Origin of the sequence: Burkholderia sola (assembly GCF_905400185.1) — a bacterium.
Taxonomy (GTDB): Bacteria; Pseudomonadota; Gammaproteobacteria; order Burkholderiales; family Burkholderiaceae; genus Burkholderia; species Burkholderia sola.
Window position 1 is genome coordinate 509,013 of the sequence record NZ_FR989677.1, and the last position, 18,795, is coordinate 527,807.

The 18,795-nt window shown below is 68.4% G+C and carries 7 protein-coding genes; 3 read left to right on the top strand and 4 right to left on the bottom strand.

Going from position 1 to position 18,795, the window contains the following annotated elements; all coding sequences use genetic code 11:
* Window positions 1–40: 40 nt before the first annotated feature.
* Window positions 41–211, bottom strand: a complete 171-nt coding sequence (locus tag KR541_RS32375; RefSeq protein WP_006397039.1) for a hypothetical protein — start codon at window positions 209–211, stop codon at window positions 41–43.
* A gap of 176 nt (window positions 212–387) precedes the next feature.
* Window positions 388–1,299, bottom strand: a complete 912-nt coding sequence (locus KR541_RS32380; RefSeq protein ID WP_216090077.1) for a DUF72 domain-containing protein — start codon at window positions 1,297–1,299, stop codon at window positions 388–390.
* Between the two features lie 278 nt (window positions 1,300–1,577).
* Between KR541_RS32380 and KR541_RS32385 the strand changes: the two genes are divergently transcribed.
* The gene (locus tag KR541_RS32385) at window positions 1,578–3,752 is read left to right on the top strand and encodes a TonB-dependent siderophore receptor (protein WP_216090078.1); all 2,175 of its coding nucleotides are present in this window, start codon (window positions 1,578–1,580) and stop codon (window positions 3,750–3,752) included.
* Between the two features lie 22 nt (window positions 3,753–3,774).
* Here KR541_RS32385 and KR541_RS32390 read toward each other — a convergent pair whose 3' ends face one another.
* Entirely contained in the window at window positions 3,775–4,590 is an 816-nt protein-coding gene (locus KR541_RS32390; RefSeq protein ID WP_216090079.1) for a response regulator transcription factor, read from the bottom strand.
* A 1,059-nt stretch (window positions 4,591–5,649) separates the two neighbouring features.
* Here KR541_RS32390 and KR541_RS32395 point away from each other — a divergent pair.
* Window positions 5,650–9,243, top strand: a complete 3,594-nt coding sequence (locus KR541_RS32395) for a YadA family autotransporter adhesin (protein ID WP_050015287.1) — start codon at window positions 5,650–5,652, stop codon at window positions 9,241–9,243.
* 349 nt (window positions 9,244–9,592) lie between these two features.
* The gene (locus KR541_RS32400; RefSeq protein ID WP_176015925.1) at window positions 9,593–10,000 is read left to right on the top strand and encodes a VOC family protein; all 408 of its coding nucleotides are present in this window, start codon (window positions 9,593–9,595) and stop codon (window positions 9,998–10,000) included.
* 120 nt (window positions 10,001–10,120) lie between these two features.
* Here the strand turns inward: KR541_RS32400 and KR541_RS32405 are convergent, their stop codons facing one another.
* Complete coding sequence (locus KR541_RS32405; protein WP_216090080.1) at window positions 10,121–18,724, bottom strand: RHS repeat domain-containing protein; 8,604 nt, start codon at window positions 18,722–18,724, stop codon at window positions 10,121–10,123.
* Between the last annotated feature and the right edge of the window lie 71 nt (window positions 18,725–18,795).

Genomic DNA, 18,795 nt, shown 5'->3' on the forward strand with positions numbered 1-18,795 from the left:
CCGACAGTCCTGTCAGCGCGATCGCGGCATCCGCGTCGCGCTACGACCGATCGCGATTCCGCGCGCGCGTCGCGCCGGTAATGACCGCGATGCCGAACAGGATGACGGCCACGATCTCGATGATGTGCTGCGAGACGTGCAGCGTCATCAAGCCCCAGGCGACGCCGCCGATGAAAATGATCCATCCGACGAGGTAGATAAGCAGGGTCATCGCTTTTTCTCCTTGCAGTATTGGCCCAGGCGGGCACCGGTTGCCGGCCGTGCAAAATTTACCGGCCGCGCGATGGGCGCGATGAGGGGCACTACCCGGAAGTGCAGGAGCATATTCCGAGCCCGGCCTTGCGATGCCGGATGGCGTTCCCGATGGTCGCCGCTTCCCGGGCGTCTTCATTCCGGCGCCCCATCGTGCGCCTGCAGCCCGAGCCGCGCCATGAGCCGCCCGGCATCGAACGGCGCCTGCGTTTTCGTGTCGTTGTCGAAATAGCAGTACACGTCGCGCGTCGCCGCACGCGGCGGTTTCAGCGCCGGTGCGGCGAGACGCGCATCGTCGGGCTGCGCGCCCCGGCTCCACGCTTCGATTCTGCGCGCCCATCGTTCGAGCGCCGCATCGGCGTATTCGCCCGAATACTTCGTTTCGGTGCCGTGCAGCCGGATATAGACGAACCGCGCGCTCAGATCCTCGAACTGCGGCCACGCCTCGGTCGAATCCGACACGACGAGCGCGACCTTGTGGCGGCGCAGCAGCTTCACGAACGCTGGATCCACGAAGCTGTCGTGCCGTACTTCCACCGCATGACGCAACGCGCGCTTGCGGTCGATCTGCAGATAGGGCTCGCGCACGCGCGCATCGTGCCGTCGGGCCAGCGCGAGCGCGGCTTCCGTGTCGTGCGGCAGCAGGCTCAGGAAGCGTTCCATGTGCACCGGATCGAACCGCAGCGACGGCGGGAATTGCCACAGCAGCGGCCCGAGCTTGTCCTTCAGCGCGAACAGCCCCTGCGCGAAAAAATTCGCGCATGCGATCGTGGCCGTTTCGTCGCGAAAGCGCAGCATGTGCGTCAGGTAGCGCGACCCTTTCACGCTGAACACGAACCCGGGCGGCGTGTCGGCGTACCAGCGCCGCCAGCTGTCAGGTGCTTGCAAGCTGTAGTGCGTGCCGTTGATTTCGATCGTCTGCATGTGGCCCGAGGCATACCGCAGCTCCTTGGCCTGCTTCAGGTCGGGCGGGTAGAAGGTTCCCCGCCAGCCGGGGTAGCGCCAGCCCGAAATGCCGATGTGAATCCTGCCGGATGTGCGTGTCACGTCGATGCCCGGCTGCGCCGGGTTCCTGATGCGGTTCGGGCGACGAGCAATCCGCGTGCCGCCGCCGTCGCCGATTTGATTTTTTAAAGACCGCGCCACGTTCGGCCGGTATCATCGCTGCGCTCGCGAACGGCGCGATCGGCCGGTACATCCCGGCGATCCGTGCGTCACAGCCTTCGCCGGCACGGCAAACACGACACCACCGGATGGACCGCGGCGACACGCGGTCCGCCGATCCGGCCGAACGGGCCAACCCAGCACGACGGAGTATCGACACGATGTGGACGGAGACAGGGGCGGGGCGGCGCGCGACAGCGATCGCGGCCGGCGGAGCGTTGTGCGTGGCCGCCGCGGGCGGCGCGTACGCGCAGGCATCGGTGCCGGCGGCGACAGCGGCCGTGCTGCCGGCCATCGACGTGCGGGGGCCGGCCGACGCATCGTCGATCGGGCTCGTCGGGCGGCGCACCGCTACCGGCACCAAGACCGACACGCCGATCGACGAGATTCCGCAAACGGTCAACCTCGTGACCGCGCAACAGATCGACATGACCGGCGCGACCGACCTGAACCAGGCGTTGCGCTACGTGCCCGGTTTCGCGACGTTCGGCGCCGACAGCCGCACCGACTGGTATGCGGCGCTGCGCGGCTTCACGCCGACGCTCTACGTCGACGGCCTGCCGGCGCCGGATACGGCCGTGATCGCGAACTGGCGCGTCGATCCGTACACGATCGATTCGATCGCGGTGCTGCGCGGGCCGACGTCGGTGCTGTACGGCGCGGGCGAGCCGGGCGCGATCGTCGACGCGCACACGAAGCTGGCCGACGGCGAGCGCGTGCGCGAAGCCGGCGTGCAGATCGGCAACGATGCGCGCAAGCAGGCGATGCTCGACGTCGGCGACAGGCTCGATCCCGATGGTAGGACTGCGTACCGCTTCGTCGGCGTCGCGCGTGACGGCAATGCGGTGACCGGCCCGAACGGCGACCGGCGCGTCGCGCTCGCGCCGTCGTTCCGCTGGCGGCCGAACGCGGACACGTCGCTGACGGTTTCCGCGACGTTCCTGCAGGACAGCGGCGACATCTCGTCGAACTTCCTGCCCGCATCTGGCACGGTGCTGCCGAACCCGAACGGCCGCCTGTCGCAGGACCGCTACATGGGCGACCCGTCGTTCAACGACTACCGCAAGAAGCAATGGTCGCTCGGCTATGCGCTGGAACACCGCGTGAACGCGATCTGGACGCTGCATCAGGACGTGCGCTGGTCGCACCTGTCGCTCGACGATGCGACGGTGTTCGGCAACGGCCTCGCGCCGCGCAGCACGACGAACATGATGCGTTTCGCGGGGCTGTTCCAGCTCAACTACAGCCGGCTCGACATCGACAACCACGCGCAGGCGCGCTTCGGCACGGGGCCGCTCGAACACACGCTGCTGTTCGGCGTGCAGTTCGACCGGCAGACGACGACCAACAGCGTGTACCTCGCGCTCGCGCCGTCGCTCGACCTGTACCACCCCGTCTATCGGCCGGTGACGGCCGCGATCTTCTCCGGCCCGACGTCGCTCGGCCACGTCGATCAGTACACGGCGATGAACGGGGTCGGCGTGTACGCGCAGGACCAGATCCGCTGGCAGCGCTGGACGCTGACGCTCGGCGGCCGCGAGGATGTCGTGAATGCGCGGTTCGACGACCGCGCCGCCGGCACGCACGCGCAGCAGGACGTCAGTGCGTTCTCCGGGCGCGTCGGGCTCACCTATCGCGGCGACGCAGGGCTGTCGCCGTACGTCGGCTATTCGACGTCGTTCGATCCGGTCATCGGCGTGCGGATGTTCGGCGGCGGCCTGCCGAAACCGACTCGCGGCGTGCAGACGGAGGCCGGGCTGCGCTGGGAGCCGCCCGGCCGGAACCTGATGCTGAACGCGGCCGTGTATCGGATCGACCAGACCAACGTCGTGACGCCGACACCGGTCAATCTCGACCCGACCGGCACGACGTCGGTGCAGACCGGCAAGGTGCGCTCGCGCGGCATCGAGTTGAGCGCGGTCGGCAAGCTGACGCGCGAGCTGTCGATCGTCGCGTCGTATGCGTATCAGGACGTCAAGAACGTGCAGGCGAACGACGCGTCGCTGAACCACTGGCCGGTGTCCGTGCCGCTGCCGCGGCAGATCGCGTCGATGTGGGCCGACTGGACCTGGCATACGGGCGCGCTGGCGGGCCTCGGCGTCGGCGGCGGCGTGCGCTACCAGAGCGCATCGGCGGGCGCGCCGGACAACTCGCTGACGGTGCCGAGCGCGACGCTTTACGACCTCGCGATCCATTACGAACTGCCGCGCTGGCGTTTCGCGGTGAACGTCGCGAACCTGTTCGACCGGCGCTACGTGAGCGGCTGCCAGTCGTACGCGGTGTGCGTGTTCGGCAACGAGCGGACCGTGCTGGCCAGCGCGAAATACAACTGGTAGGCGCGAGCGCGTCGCATGCGGCCTACGCGCGGCGTTGCGGCTCCCGCGCGGCGGTGCGCGCGCCCGCATGGCCCTGGCGCCGCCATTCGGTCGGCGTGATGCCGAACCGTTCGCGAAAGGCGGTCGCGAAATTGGCCGGCGTGGAAAAGCCGATTTCCTTCGCGATGCTGGCGATGCTGAGCGACGTGGAATCCAGCAGATCCTGCGCGATCCGCAGCCGTTCGTAGCGCAGATACTCGAACACGGTCTGGCCGAGATTGTCGCGAAACGCGCGCGACAGGCGCTTTTCGTGCGTGCCGACCGCGCGCGCCAGTTCCTCCACCGTCGGCGGATCGTTCAGCGTGCGCGACAGGTGGCGGATGGCCGCGCGCACGATGATGTCGTCTTCCTTGCCGCCCGCGGGCGGGCGTTCCGCGGGCTCCGTCACGGCGGGCCGTTCGCGCTTCGTCCGCGACAGCTGCACGCGAATCCGCGCGATCACCTCCGCCGGCTCGAATGGCTTCACTACATAGTCGACGCCGCCGATCTCGAGCCCCTCGAGCCGTTCGTGCAACGCGTCGGCCACGGTCAGGAAGATGACCGGGATCGCGCTCGTCAGCGGATCGGCGGCCAGCAGGCGGCATGCGGTGAAGCCGTCCATGTGCGGCATGCGCACGTCCATCAGGATCAGGTCGGGCATCAGCGCCTGCGCGCGCTGGCACGCTTGCGTGCCGTCGAATGCGATGCTGATCCGGCATCCCGTGCTGCGCAGGATCTCGATCAGCAAACGGAGCTGGTCGGGTTGATCGTCGACGATCAGGATATGCGCGTCGCTCAACGCGGAGATCGGTGAAGACATCGTGCACCTGTGGTGAAAAGGCGGTTGGCTGCGTTTCCGCGGGTGGCCTGCCCGGTGCGGTGGAAACGTCGGAAGCCGCTCTGTGGCGACGCATCGCACGGCGTTCGTCGTTTTAATCACGGAGCCGGTCGACACGCGACGGATTGCCGTGAGCGCGTGGAGAACGATCACGACTGCCGGAATCGATGCGAGCGGAATTGTAGGAGCATATTTCGAATCCGGCCAGCCATGACGACTCTATTCGCACCATTCAATCTTCTCGATTATCGAAAATGGCGGTTTGCGACAGGAATGTAAGGCGTCGACGTGCGTCAATATTCATGGTTTACGCGTATATCCAGTGAGAAATCGCACAGCCGGGCAGTTTCGCGATTGTCTTTTTGAAGAAAGATGTTATTGGAATCCGCTTTGGCAAAGTATTTATCCGCTCGGTAAAAGATTTTTAATAACGGCGTCGGCGCGAAATCGTTTGCGCAATGGATATGTTTTGCCTAAGCCGTTGAATATTTTGAATTTTACAATCTATAAAGAATGCCGTCTTTAATAACTCAGGCTCGTGTCTCATAATTCGTCCGAACTTTGAGCGACGGGTGGAGCAGGGCAGCGGAGGCGCCGCAAGCGGTGACGGACGTTGCCTGACCCGGGACCGGCGCATCAATTGATGACTGTCCAGGGCCGTGCTCGCTGCACGGAAATGAAACCCGGTTGCCGGGGATGAAATAAAAGAAGCGTGGTGGGTCGCGGTCGGCGCGACGACAAATCGGGGATGTACATGACGACGGGTTGAATCTCCGGATTCAGTCGGGGGAAACTCGTCCATGAGAATCAATACGTATTCCTAATGCAATTGTCGAATTAACGGAGCGGGACGTCGGGGCGACGACATGCCCGCGGCTTTCGAACGCCCTGCCGAAACGGGTGCTCGATGCGTGTCGTGTCGATATGGTGGCCCGGTAGCGGAATCCGCTTCCGAAACGAAGTCGCAATCGAAGTCGAAGCTGTCAATAAAAATAAGTAGTCCGTATTCAAACCAGACGCTACACAACGGAGCAGAAGACCATGAAGAGGAAGCAGATTTCGGCGCTCGCCGCCGCGATGTTCACCGGCGCGGGTGTGCTGATCGCCGGCGCCGCCCACGCGGACAATTTCGTCGACCGCGGCAACCCGGACAATGCATTGAACGGCCAGTGCATCGACGGCACCAACCCGCTGTGCGTGGCGACCAAGAACGGCAGCTACGTGGCAGTCAGCACCACCAACGTGACGCAAGGAACCAATGCGAAGGCCGGCGCCAGCGGCATCGCGATCGGCGACCAGTCGAATGCGAGCAGCAAGGGCGGTAGCGGCAGCGGCGGCGCGATTGCGATCGGGGTCGGCTCGCAGGCGTTGGCGAACTCGGCCACCGCGATCGGCACGGTCGCGGTCGCACAGGGCAACACGGCGCTGGCGATCGGCCGCCAGTCGGCGGCGGTCGGCGATTTCTCGATGGCGCTCGGCAACGTCGCGGACGCGCACGGCACGAGCTCGATCGCGCTCGGACACTCGGCGCTCGCCAGCGGCGACCGCTCGGTCGCGATCGGCGGCGCGAACCCGACGTCGAGCGACGGCGTATCGGCCGGCGCATCGTACGACGCGGTCACGCAGACGCGTGCCGCCGGCACCCAGTCGGTGGCGATCGGCGCCGGCGCGCAGACGAACGACAACAACCAGGTGGCGATCGGCTCGGGCAGCGTCGGCGCGAACAACGGCGGTACGCCGGTATTCGGCGGCACGGCCGCACCGGTCGGCGGCGCGGTATCGTTCGGCGCGCTCGGCAGCGAACGCCAGCTCAAGAACGTCGCGGCGGGCGCGGCCGATACCGATGCGGTCAACGTCCAGCAGCTGAAGAACGTGAACAACACGCTGAGCACGGGCATCGGCAATGTCGACGCACGCGTGACGTCGGTGGGCAATTCGCTGTCGACCACGATCTCGAACGTCGACCAGCGCGTGACCAGCGTCGGCAACAGCTTGAGCACGAGCATCGTCACGGCGACGCAGAACGTCGTCAAATACACCGACGACTCGCATGCGGCGATCGCGCTCGACGGCGCGACCGGCACGACGATCGGCGGCGTGGCTGCGGGCGTCGCCGATACCGATGCGGTCAACGTCGGCCAGTTGAAGGGCAGCGTCGCGCCGTTGCAGACGTCCCTGTCGACGGCGGCGTCGAACATCACGAACCTGCAGAACAGCGTGACCGGCATCAACGGATCGTTGAGCACCGCGGCGTCGAACATCGTCAACCTGCAGGCGGCCGATACGCGCAACGTCAAGTACGACGGCGCGAGCGGCTTCGACTCGGTGACGTTCGCCGGCCCCAACGGCACGACGCTGCACAACGTCGCGGACGGCAAGGATACGCACGACGCCGTGAACGTCGGCCAATTGACGGGCGGCCTTGCATCGCTGAGCACGAGCGTGACGAACAACCTCAGCACGACGCTCGGCAACCTGAGCACGTCGATCACGAGCCAGATCGGCAACGCGACGAAGAACGCGGTGCAGTACGACGACGATGCGCACGGCGGCGTTACGCTGGGCGGCACGGGTGCAACGGCGCCGGTCGGCCTGCACAACGTCGCGGACGGCGTGGCCGCGAACGACGCGGTGAACGTCGGCCAGCTCGGCAAGGCGACCGACACGCTGAACCAGTCGATCACGGCCGTCGGCAACCAGGTGACGACGAACACCGGCAACATCGCGGCGCTTCAGCAGGACGCGCTGCAGTGGAACCCGGGCCTCGGTGCATACGATGCAAGCCACGGCGGCCACGGCCCGCAGCTGATCAGCAACGTCGCGGCCGGCAAGAGCGGAACGGACGCGGTCAACGTCGATCAGCTGACCGCGGCGATTCACGACGGGACGAGCCAGCTCGACGCGCTCGCCGTCAAATACGACGATGCGAGCAAGCAGCAGGTGTCGCTCGGCGCAGGCAACGGCGGGAATCCGGTGCGCGTGACCAACGTCGCGGAAGGCAACGTGGCGGCCGGCAGCACCGATGCGGTGAACGGCGCGCAACTGCGTCGCGCGACCGACGGCGCCGCGACCGCGCTCGGCGGCGGCGCGACGGCGAACCCGGACGGCTCGATCGGCGCACCGAACTACAAGATCGGCGGCAGCGCGTATAACAACGTCGGCGACGCATTGACGAACCTCGACGGCCGCGTCGGCAGCAACACGACGACGCTCGCGAATCACGAAACGCGCCTCGGCAACGCCGAAACCAATATCACGAACAACACGGCCGCGATTGCCGGGCTGCAGCAGGATGCGCTGCAATTCGACCCGACGCTCGGCGCGTTCAACGCCGCGCGCGGCGGTGCGCCGACGAAGCTGACGAACGTGGCCGACGGCAACCTCGCCGCGGGCAGCACGGACGCGGTCAACGGCGGCCAGTTGTCGGGCGTGAAGACCGCGCTCGAACAGCAGATCACGAACGTGTCGAACCAGGCCGGCGAAGCGGTGAAGAACGTCGTCAAGTACGACGTCGACCCGAGCGGCAACCGGCTGAATTCGGTGTCGCTCGTCGGCGGCGACGCCACGTCGGCCGTCGTGCTGAAGAACGTCGCGGCCGGCACCAGCGATACCGACGCGGTGAACGTGAAGCAGCTGAAGGACGTGCAGTCGAACCTGAACCAGCTCGGCGCGCTCGCGGTGCAGTACGACGACAGCTCGAAGAGCACGATCACGCTCGGCGGCGCGGGCGGCACGCGCATCACCAACGTGCAGGCCGGCACGCTCGGCGCGACCAGCACCGACGCGGTGAACGGCTCGCAGCTCTACGCGACCAATCAGCAGGTGTCGAAGAACACCACCGACATCTCGAGCCTGCAAGGGAGCGTGACCAACATCGCGAACGGCAAGGCCGGCCTCGTGCAGCAGCAGGACCCGAACGGCGCGATCACGGTCGGCAAGGCGTCTGCCGGTACGAGCGTGAACTTCTCCGGCACGGCGGGCGATCGCGTGCTGACCGGCGTGGCGGCGGGCGTGAACGCCAACGACGCGGTCAACATGGGCCAGTTCAACGCCGCGCTGCAGAATGTCGCGGTCAACGACCGGATCCGTGCGACCGCGACCGATGCGAACACCACGTGGATCGCGCGCGCCGATGCGGGTGCGATCGGGTCGACGGCGACCGCAACCGGCAAGAACGCGGTGGCGGTCGGCCAGGGTTCGGTCGCCGATCGCGACAATTCGTTCTCGGTCGGCGCGAAGGGCAGCGAGCGCCAGGTCACGAACGTCGCGGCCGGCACGGCGCCGACCGACGCGGTGAACGTGCAGCAGCTGAACGACAACCTCGCGACCGCGTCGACGCAGGCGAAGGGCTATACCGACCAGCGCATCGGGCAGGTGTACAACTCGTTCAACGACCTGAAGAAGGACATGTACGGCGGCGTCGCGTCGGCGATGGCGGTGGCGGGCTTGCCGCAGCCGACCGGCGCGGGGCGTTCGATGGTGTCGGCGGCGACGTCGAACTATCACGGCCAGCAGGGCTTCGCGGCCGGCTACTCGTACGTGACGGAGAGCAACCGCTGGGTCGTCAAGGCATCGGTGACGGGCAACACGCGGTCGGACTTCGGTGCGGTGGTCGGCGCGGGTTATCAGTTCTGATGCAGGCCGCGTCGCGTTGAGCGACGCGCGGTGCCGGGCAATGGATACTCAGCCCGGCACCATCCGCTGTCGATCGAGGGCCCGGGGTTCGTTCGCGAATCCCGGGCCGTCGTCGTTTGATGTCGCCAGTCGATCGGGCACCGCGCATCGACGATGCCGTCGCGAATGCGAGTCACACTATCCGCCGCGATCGTCGCCATCCCGCAACCGACGGCGCGGCAAGGGTTCCACGCGCATCCGGCGGAACGTCCAATGCGAGTTGTGGAATGCGAGCCCGCGCTCGTATTCTGAAGTCCTCGGGCGGCATGGCATGGAGCCTTCGCCCTTCACCGCATCAGAGCGCGCGACCATGACCGACACGACCCACACGATGAAACTCAACCACCTGAGCTTCCCCTCTGCCGACACGCTGGCGACGGCCCGATTCTTCGAGCGATACCTCGGCTTCACGATCGCGGGAAGCTGGGACAAATCGTGGATTCTCAAACGCCCGGGCTTCGACGTCGTGATCGATCACGTCGGCGACGGCGTGCCCGCGTGGCCGACCCATTTCCACGTCGGCTTCGAACTGCCGAGCCTCGAGGCCGTGCAAGCGTTGTTCGCGCGCTTCAAGGAGGAGGGCGTCGCGATGGAGACGGACGTCTTCAACAACGGGCGCGGCTCGCGCTTCTTTTGCCGCGCGCCGGGTGGCGTGATGTTCGAACTGAACACGCGCGCGGACGCCGCGCCGGAATATCAGGGCACCTTCGACGATTGACGTCGGAACAAACGGATCGGGGAAATCCACCCCACGGGCATAAGAATAGAGCCGCGTAGCGTGCCCGATGCGCGACGGCCGCCACGCGGCCGTCGTCGCCTGTCGCGATGCGCCGCGCCGTCAGCGCGGCTGAAAGCGGATCCATGGCGTCGCATTGTTGGTCGGATAGACGACCCACCAGTGCGCGTACACGTCGACTTGCAGCTCGTTGGCCAGCGCCTGCGCGAAACTGAAGCGGCCGGCCATCCCGGCGAAGCAGGTGACGAGCTTGATCGGCCTGCCCGACGCGGCGGGAAAGTTCGTATCGGCCGCGCCATAGCCCTGCGCGCGCAGGAACCGCGCCAGCGTGGACGCGGAGGTCGGCCGGTTGATCGGCACGCCGTTCTTGGCCGTCCACTCGACCATCGCGCTGCGCGAAATACCGTGCGTCGCGACGACGTCGACGTCGAGGTTGCCGACCCGCGTGAGATTCTCCGCGAACTGCTGCCGCTGCAGATCGGTGGTGAACGCGTCCCACCGGGCTTTCACGCTGGCCGTGACCGGATCGTTCGGCATCAGGATCCGCACCTTGCCGACCAGGCCGCTCTGGCCGGGTTCGCTCGGCAAGCCGGGCGCGTTCGGCGGCGGATAGTTCGGGATTTCGCCGGCGTTCTCCAGGGGCGTCGGGTTCACGCCGACCGACGCCTTGCCGGTGAAGAAGGTGAGGTGCGCGCCCGCCGCCATCAGCCCGGCGCCGCCGCCCGCCACCGCGCCGATCGCGATGTTCAGCGCGGTCGCGCGGCTGAAGAACGGCTGCCCGGTCATGCCGGCCGTCACGCCGGCCCCGGCCGCGCCGCCGGCCACGCCGCCCGCGATGCCGGAGACGAGCGACACCGACAGCGTGGTGGCTACCTTGCCCGCGCTCAGGCCGAGCGCCGCGCGCGCGGTCAGTGCGCCGGCGCCGCCGCCCGCGAGCGCGCCGGCCGCGCCGGCCGCCGCACCGGCCAGCGCATCGATGCCGAACTGTTTCCAGCTGATCTGGTCGCCGGTGGCCATGCTCATGAGGTCGCCGGCCATCGACCCGACCGCGCCGGCCACGACGCCCACCAGGATCGCCGCGCCGATGCCGGTGCCGAGCAGCAGCACGCCGGCCACACCCACCGCCAGCGTGACCAGCGCGCCGACGATGATGCCCCACACGTTCATGCCGCTCGGATCGGTGAAGACGAGCGGGTTGTTGCCGACATAGACGTACGGCGACGGCGTTTCCAGCATCGGATCGACGCTGAGGTAGCGGCCGTAGCCCGGGTGGTAGAAGCGCGCGTTGCAGTCGTAGAAACCGGAATCCGCGTCGTAGTTGTGGCCGGTGAACAGGCGCGGCCACGCGAACGGCGCGGCCACCAGCACGGTGGGCTGGCCGTACACGTCGTACTGCCACGCGCCGACGGTCTCGCCGCTCGCGTCGAGCAGCACGCGCACGCTGCCGAGATGGTCGAGCAGCGCGAAGTAGAAGCGCCCGTCGTGCCATGCCACCTGGACGTCGAGCGCGGCGATGAAGCGGGTCGGCGCGCTCGCGCCATTCGCCGCGTCGACCATGAGTTCGCCGTCGGGCATCGACGTCTGGAAGCGCTGCGACGTCGCGCCGCCGCTCGTCCGGGTCAGCGCCGCGCGATTGCCGTCCGCGTCGCGCAGGATCGATAGCGACGCACCGGGGCCGGCGTAGCTGACGGGCCGCCCGGTACCGGCGTCATAGCCGATCTGCCAGCACGTCGCACCCGCGCCGTCGCTCGCGCCGACGATGCCGCCCGCATGGTCGTACGCGAACGTGGTGGTGTCCTGCGCGGCCGTGTAGCCGGTCAGGCGGTTGGTGCCGGCCGCATACGTGTAGCCGGCCGAATCGGCGCCGCGCGTGTGCCGCTCGAAGTTGCCGTTCAGGTCGATCTCCCAGCGTTGCGCGTCGGCGCCGGAACCGAACGCGGTCAGCTGGCCGAGCGAATCCATCGTGGTGCAGGCCGGCCCGACCGACCCGCCGGGCACGTCCGACGTGACGGTCTGTCGTGCGATTTCGCCGTTGTAATAGCCGCCGCCCTCACAGGCGCCGGTGTCGTAGGCGAGCGTTTCCCTGAGCACGCCCCCGGCATCGCTGACTGTGGGCCAGCCGGGCGGCGTGTACGCGAAGCGTCGGGACAGCATCGACGCGCCTTTGCCGTCGGGCAACAGGCGGGTGAGCGCCGGTTTGCCGTTCGGCTCGTACTCGTGCGCGATCAGCACCGTCGTCGTGCCGCCGGTGTCGGCCGCGACCTCGAGCACGCGGCCGAGCGCGTCGTAACGGCGCAGGCTGACGAGCCCCGTGGTCGAATCCGTGCTCGACAGCAGATTGCCGCCGGCCGACCACGTATTCGCGATGACGCAGTCGCCCGCGGGCGTCCCGGCGAATTGCCGGCGCCGCGCGAGCACGCGCCCGGCCCGGTCGTACGCGACCGTCTCGGTCAAGCCGGCCTGCCCGGCGTCGCCCTGGTTGACCTCCACCTTCCAGAGCCGGCCGGCGAGATGGTCGTCCTGGGTCGCATCCGATCCGTCGCCGTCGTAGTGGCGGCGCACGCTCCAGGTGGGCGACGACGGCGGCCACTCCGGGTCGTCGGCATGCTGCTGAAGCTGCGCGCGGTCCCACGCGACGGCACAGGTGCCTTCCTCGATCACGCGGCTCAGCGTGTCGTATTTCCGGTAGGCGATGTAGCCGCCGTTCAATGCATTGCCGTCGGCGAGGAAGCGCATCAGCCCGGCGCTGCTGTAGACGATCTGCGTGGTGCCGCTGTCGGGATCGGTCGAGCTGAGCCGGTGCCCGGCGAAGTCGTAGTCGGCGGTGCTGCTGCCGGCCGGCACGGCTTTCGTGCCGGCGCCGCCTGCCGCGTACGACGCGGGCGGCACCGACGCGATGGTGCGGCCCTGCGCGTCGTAAATCTGGCTCATGCGCCAGTCGAGGCTGTCGTCGGTGAGCGCGTTCTGCACGACGCGGCCGATCAGGTGCTCGGCCGTGTCCGACCAGCTTTGCGTGACCGCGCCGTTGGGATCGACGTCCGTGGTCAGGTGATACTCGCCGATCGGCAGCGGATAGGCGAAGCGCCCCGCGTCGGCGTTGACGCCGTAGCCGCGCGTCGCGTAATGCGTGCTGCCGGGCCGGATCGCATAGTCGTAGCCGGGCTGACCGAACGCCACCGGCCGGCCGAGCGGGGCGTTTTCGTAGACCGTGCGCGCGAACGGATAGCCGCCGGCGTCGGGATGCCACGCGGCGAGCGCGCCCTCGAGCGGCGCGCCTTGCCAGAGGCTGCCGTCGGCGCCGCCGTTGGTCACCAGCCCGTCCTGATAGACGAACAACGCCTGTGCGCCGGACACCGTGACACGGCTCGTGAGTGCCCGGATCGCGGTGTTGCCGCGATCGTCGTACACGCCGGTGTCGAGCACCGCGCTATCGGCCGATTCGAGCTTCAGCGTCTGCAGGCTGCGCGCGAGGCCATCCCGATACTCGACGCTCAGGCCGACGTCCTCGGCCACGGCCAGCGCCGAGAAGCTGCCGGGCTGCGTCATGCCGAGCTGGACGCCGAACGGGGCGGCGACCGCGGCGTCCGCATATTCGAACACCTTGAGCCCGTCGGCGAAGAACAGCACGCGGCCCGCCACGGCCACCAGCAGCCATTCCCGTGCGGCCGGCGCGCCGCTGTCGGATTGCAGCAGCACGGGGTTCGCGCCGTCGAGCCGCCACAGACGCCAGCCCTGCGCCGGGCTGAAGCCGACGAACCAGGTGCCGGTGCCGAGCACCGCGTCGCCGAGGCTGGCGCGGTCGACCAGTACGCGCGCGGCGATGCTCGCCGCCGCGAAACCGGTGCGTTCGAGCCGCGCGCCGAGCGGCCCGGCCGCTTCGCCGTGATAGCTGAGCAGCCCGCCGCCCGTGCTCCAGTCGGCCGCATTGCCCGACGCGGCCGTGTAGAACGCCAGCGCGCCGTTGCAGAAACCGTCGTATATGCCGATCCCCTGGCCGTTGACGTTGATCGCCGCGTTCGGCGTGGCGCGCGGAAACGGCGCGGCCGGTCCGATCGTCGTGTCCTGCGCGGCGAACCAGGTCATGCTGATCAGGCTCGGATTGTCCCAGGGGCCGACCGTCACGGACGGCTCGGCGAACGGGTTGTAGAGCGTGCGCGAGCGCACGCCGTTCGGCGCGGTGGTGCCGAGCGTGCGCAGCCGTGCGCCGTCGTAGGCGATCGACTGGAACTGGCAGTCGAGCGGCGTGAAGAACACGTCGTCGAGCCGCAGCCACGCCGCGCCGCCCGCCGGCAGTTCGGCCCGAATGCCGAGCGTGACGGTGGCGTTCGCGCCGAGGCCGAGCGACGACGGATCGACGGTCCATTGCTGCGGTTGCCACTGGCCGGCGGTGGGCGCGAGGCGCCGGCTCAACTGCGCGCCGCCCGGCGCGGTGAGCGTCAACGTCACGGTGAAGTCGCTCGCGGTCGCGCCGGGCGGGCTCTTGAACCAGAGGCCGAACAACTGCCGCGCGCGGCCGTCGGTCAGCGTCACGGCACGGGTGAGCGTCGCCGACGCGGTGATCTGCAGGCAGGCGGTGCCGCTGGCCGCGTCGTCGCGATAGACGGCGGCGCCGGCCGGCAGGCTCCAGGTCGGCCGCTGGTAATCCTCGAAACTGTCGTACGCATTGCCGCCCGCCGAATTGACGAAGCCGGCGATGCGAAAGCGTGCTGCATCGTCGAACAGCGAAGCCATCGGCCGGCCGGTGACGTCGTGCGAGAGCAGCACGTTGCCCTCGCCGTCGCGCGTGTCGATACGCTCCTCCAGCAGCCAGCCCGCGCCGGGCTGACCGCCGTTCCACGCGGCGAACGGCGGCGCGTTCTCGTCGACCGCGACCCAGCTGTCGGCTTCCGCGAGATAGGTGGTGCCGTCGTCGTGCGCCCAGTTGCGGAAGGTCTGCGCCTTCGCGGCCTGCAACAGCCAGCCGCCGTTCGCCTGCACCCGCGTCGATGCGCTGGCCACCGGCGCGAGGATGTGCGCGCTCCACATCGCCGGGTAGACCTCGAAACCGAACAGCGACGTGCGCTGCGTGACGTTGAGCTCGCCCCGGCTGTCGTAATAGGCAGTCTGGACCGTAGTCGGATAGCCCGACGCCGCGTTGTACGCATAGGTCATGGTGCGCGCGACGCCCTGCAGGCTCTCGACCGACGTCGCGATCTGCGGCACGGCGTCGTAGAGATTGCGCAGCGTGGCGCCGTTCGCGTCGCTCGCGACCTGGTCGGTGTAGGTCCAGTCGCTGGTGGTGGACGACAGCAGCGTGCCGTCGCGGTCGTACACCGAACTCGACAGCAGCAGGCCGGCCGCCAGCGAGTACGCGTCGTCGACGGGCGCGGCCGTCCCGCGTACGCCGGCGCGGATGCGGCAATCGTCCGGCAACTGCAGCGTCCGCGCGGGCAGGCCGTTGTAGAAATGGCTCGTGGTCCAGCCGTAGCGCTGCGCCTGAGGCGTCTCGCACGCCTGGTATTCGGACACCGTCGAGAATTGCACGATGCTGCCCGACGGATCGGTGTTGGCCGACACGTCCGCGTACGCGTAGCAGCGCAGCATCGTGTCGTAGCCGCTGTCCATCGCGAGCGCGGTCACGACGAAGGCCGCGAGCGGCGCATGCAGCGAGTGATTCGCATAGCGGTGCAGCGTGATGTGGGTCGATGCGTCGATCTCGTTGCCCGACGGGAAGGTCACGAACCCCGACGGAATCGCCGGCAGCTTGCCCGAAATGGCCGTCTCGTAGTGCAGCGTGCTGTTGAGCAGGCGGAACATCTGCTGCCCGGGAAAACGCTCGACCACCGGCTCGCCTTGCGCGTCGCGCAGCAGCCCGCCGTTGCAGAAGAAGCGCACCTGCGTGTCGAGCGGCGCACCGTCGGCGTCGAGCGTCATGAACGCGAGGAAGTCCGGCGCCTGGTTGATGACGGTCGTGCTGTCGAAGCGATCGACGGTGATCTCGCCCAGCCGGAAGCCGGCGAGCGGGTTCCACGCGGGCCAGACCGACCGGCCGTAGAGGTCGCGGTTCTGCGACAGGAACGTGCCGGCCAGCGTCGGGAAGCCCTGCGTCTCGCGGTCCGCGGGCGCCGGGTCCTGGTCCTGCAGCACCTGGGTGACCCACGGCGTGTCGGCGTCGGGATCGAAACTGTCGAGCGCGGCGTAGAGCGCCGACGTCGTGTTCTCCGTCTTCAGCACGCCGAGCTGATCCCACGCGTACCAGTAGAACTGGCGGTTCGCGTCGCTGCCGGGCGCGTACTGGATGCCGGCGAAGTGGTAGGACCAGCTCACGCCGTCGAACACCAGCACGTTCGGGCCCGAGCCGATCAGGCTGTTGCCGGTGATCACCGGGCCGAGCGTCTGCATGAAGGCCGGCGACAGGTTCGTGAAGCCCGGGCCGTCGAATACGTCGGGCAGCGGGCGCAACGCGAGGTTGCCGTAGTCGTCGTCCCACGCGAGCACGGCCAGGCGGTAGTCGAAAGCCTGCACCACGCCGCCCGACGACGCATAGCGGTCGATCCACGCGGCGGCCGCGAAGCCCTGGCCCATCGACAGCTGGAAATACGACGTGGCGCCGACCGCCGGAATCGTGATCGCGTCGGTGTCCAGCGTGCTGCCGAGCCGCCACGCCAGCGTCGCCGCATCGCGGACCATCAGGCTGAAGCGGCCGCGCGCCGTGTCCTCGTCATAGCAGAACACCAGATAGTGATTGGTGGTCGCCGCCACGTACGATTGCGTATTGACGCTGCCGGACGGGCAGCACGTGCCGCTCGCGAGCGCGGGCGCGACGTCCCAGTCGCGCGTCTGCCAGTTCAGCGCGTAGCGGTCGACGCGGCGATCGTCGTCGTCGATCACGACGAAGAAGTCGGCGCCGTTGGCGATCCGCAGTTGCGTGCTGTCGTAGCGGTACGGCGTGGGCGAGCCGGGCTCGCCCGCGAAATGCCAGTCCGCGTTCGCGACCGGCCGGCGCGACGCGAGATAGAGCGTCGATTGCGTGTCGTCGAGGTTGGCCAGCAGCAGCATGAAGCTGTCGGCGCTGGTCGTGGCTACCGTCCGATCGAGATCGAGCGCGCCGTCGAAGCGCTGCCAGTCCGTCCAGGCCGAAATCCAGCGGCCCAGCCACGTGTAGACGTTCACCAGCAGCGCGTTCTCGCTGGCCTCGTACCAGGCGACGACCACGTAGTCGGCGCCGTACCAGATGCGCGGCGCGCCCGGCCGGCTGGCGCCGAACGGATTGTCGACGGTGAGGTTGCGCGAGCCCGGATCGACGTTCTCGTCCGCGCCCACGTCGATCTCGGCGTACGTGTAGCGCAGCACGCCGCCGGTGGGCAGCGTCATCGACGTCATCGCGCCCGGGTTCGGCGCGCCGTCGGCATCGAAGTTGTAGTCGAATGCGATGCCGGGGCGGGCCGCGCCGCCGCTGAAGGTATCGGTCACCCCTTTCAGATAGCGTTTGTAGCAGGCGCCGGTGGCGAGCGGATTGGCTGCGTCGCGCGGCGCGAGCAGGGTCAGGTCGTACCAGTCGAAATCGAGCCGGGTCTGCTGCGCGCCCGAGCCGTCGATCACGTCGACGTGGTCGAGATAGCGCGTCTCGTAACGGTCCTGCCATGCGTTCGGCTGGTCGCCCGGCGCCTGGGCAGGGTCGCCGTGCGCGGCCAGGTATTCCTTCGGCGCGTCGAGCGAGCGGGTGTCGTAGGTCATCGGCTGCCACGCGAACCGGCACGACCAGCCGAGATCGTTTTCCATGCTCGCGATCTGGCATTCGCGCGTGTAAGTCAACGTGCCGTCGCCGACCGCCTGCTCGATCGTGCTGTACGAAAATTCGATCCAGTGCCCGAGCGTATTGCGCAACTGCGCGAGATTCCACGCGAGCGCGTAGCGCTGCTGGTTTTCCGCGCGGCGGCTCGGGCCGACCCAGTTGCCCCAGCGGATGCCCCACTGGATCAGGTTGCGCGCGGCGGCGGCCGCATCCGAGCCGCCGTAAGTGGCGACCGTGCCGTCCGGGCGGACGACTTCCCAGCTGTCCCAAGCCGGGTAGTGCGTGATCTGCCAGAACTGGTAGGGCGCCGTTTCATAGGACTGGCCGTCGGTGGTCACGGTGATCGTGCCGTCCGGTTGCCGGCGCAACAGGTGCGAGCGGCGCAGCGGCGCATCGTCGAGACGCCACTCGTCGGGGCGGCCGGTGGACGCGATCCGCGCGTCGCCGGACGGGCGCCAGCCGTGTCGTTCCAGCGCGGACGCGAGCGGCGCCGGCACGCGGTCGCTCGCGAACAGCGCCGCGGTCGCGGCGTCGTCGAACGCGTCGGCGGGCAGCGTGCCGCGGCTCCACGCCGTCGGGATCGGCACGAGCTGCATCGCCTGGCCCTGGCTCATCAGGTAATACTGGACGTCGAGCGGGCTGCCCGTACCCTGCGTTTCCGCGACGATGCGTTCGAGCGGCATGCTCCAGCCCACGCCGAGCGCGCCGCTCGGGTTCGTGAGGTTCCATTGCGAGACCTGGTCCGCGACGTTGCTCTGGTACAGCAGGGTCAGGTCGAACGCCAGCCCGCCACGTGCCGGCAGCGTCAGCAGCTTGAGCGGAAAGGCGAGATTGCCGCGGAACAGGTTCACGGCGGAACCGAAGCTGCCGGCGTCGAACTGGAGCACGCCCAGGGCGGGGATGTCGGCTTGCTGGCTGGCGCTGGTGGACATGGCGACTCCTCGAGAAAATGGTCCTCGGCCCGAACGGCGGGCGGAGGACCATGAAAGGCACGACTGCAAAC

Bases quoted from the DNA above. Each gene is read 5' to 3' on its own strand.
- KR541_RS32375 (WP_006397039.1), bottom strand. From the start codon at position 211: ATGACCCTGCTTATCTACCTCGTCGGATGGATCATTTTCATCGGCGGC.
- KR541_RS32385 (WP_216090078.1), top strand. From the start codon at position 1,578: ATGTGGACGGAGACAGGGGCGGGGCGGCGCGCGACAGCGATCGCGGCC.
- KR541_RS32390 (WP_216090079.1), bottom strand. From the start codon at position 4,590: ATGTCTTCACCGATCTCCGCGTTGAGCGACGCGCATATCCTGATCGTC.
- KR541_RS32395 (WP_050015287.1), top strand. From the start codon at position 5,650: ATGAAGAGGAAGCAGATTTCGGCGCTCGCCGCCGCGATGTTCACCGGC.
- KR541_RS32400 (WP_176015925.1), top strand. From the start codon at position 9,593: ATGACCGACACGACCCACACGATGAAACTCAACCACCTGAGCTTCCCC.
- KR541_RS32405 (WP_216090080.1), bottom strand. From the start codon at position 18,724: ATGTCCACCAGCGCCAGCCAGCAAGCCGACATCCCCGCCCTGGGCGTG.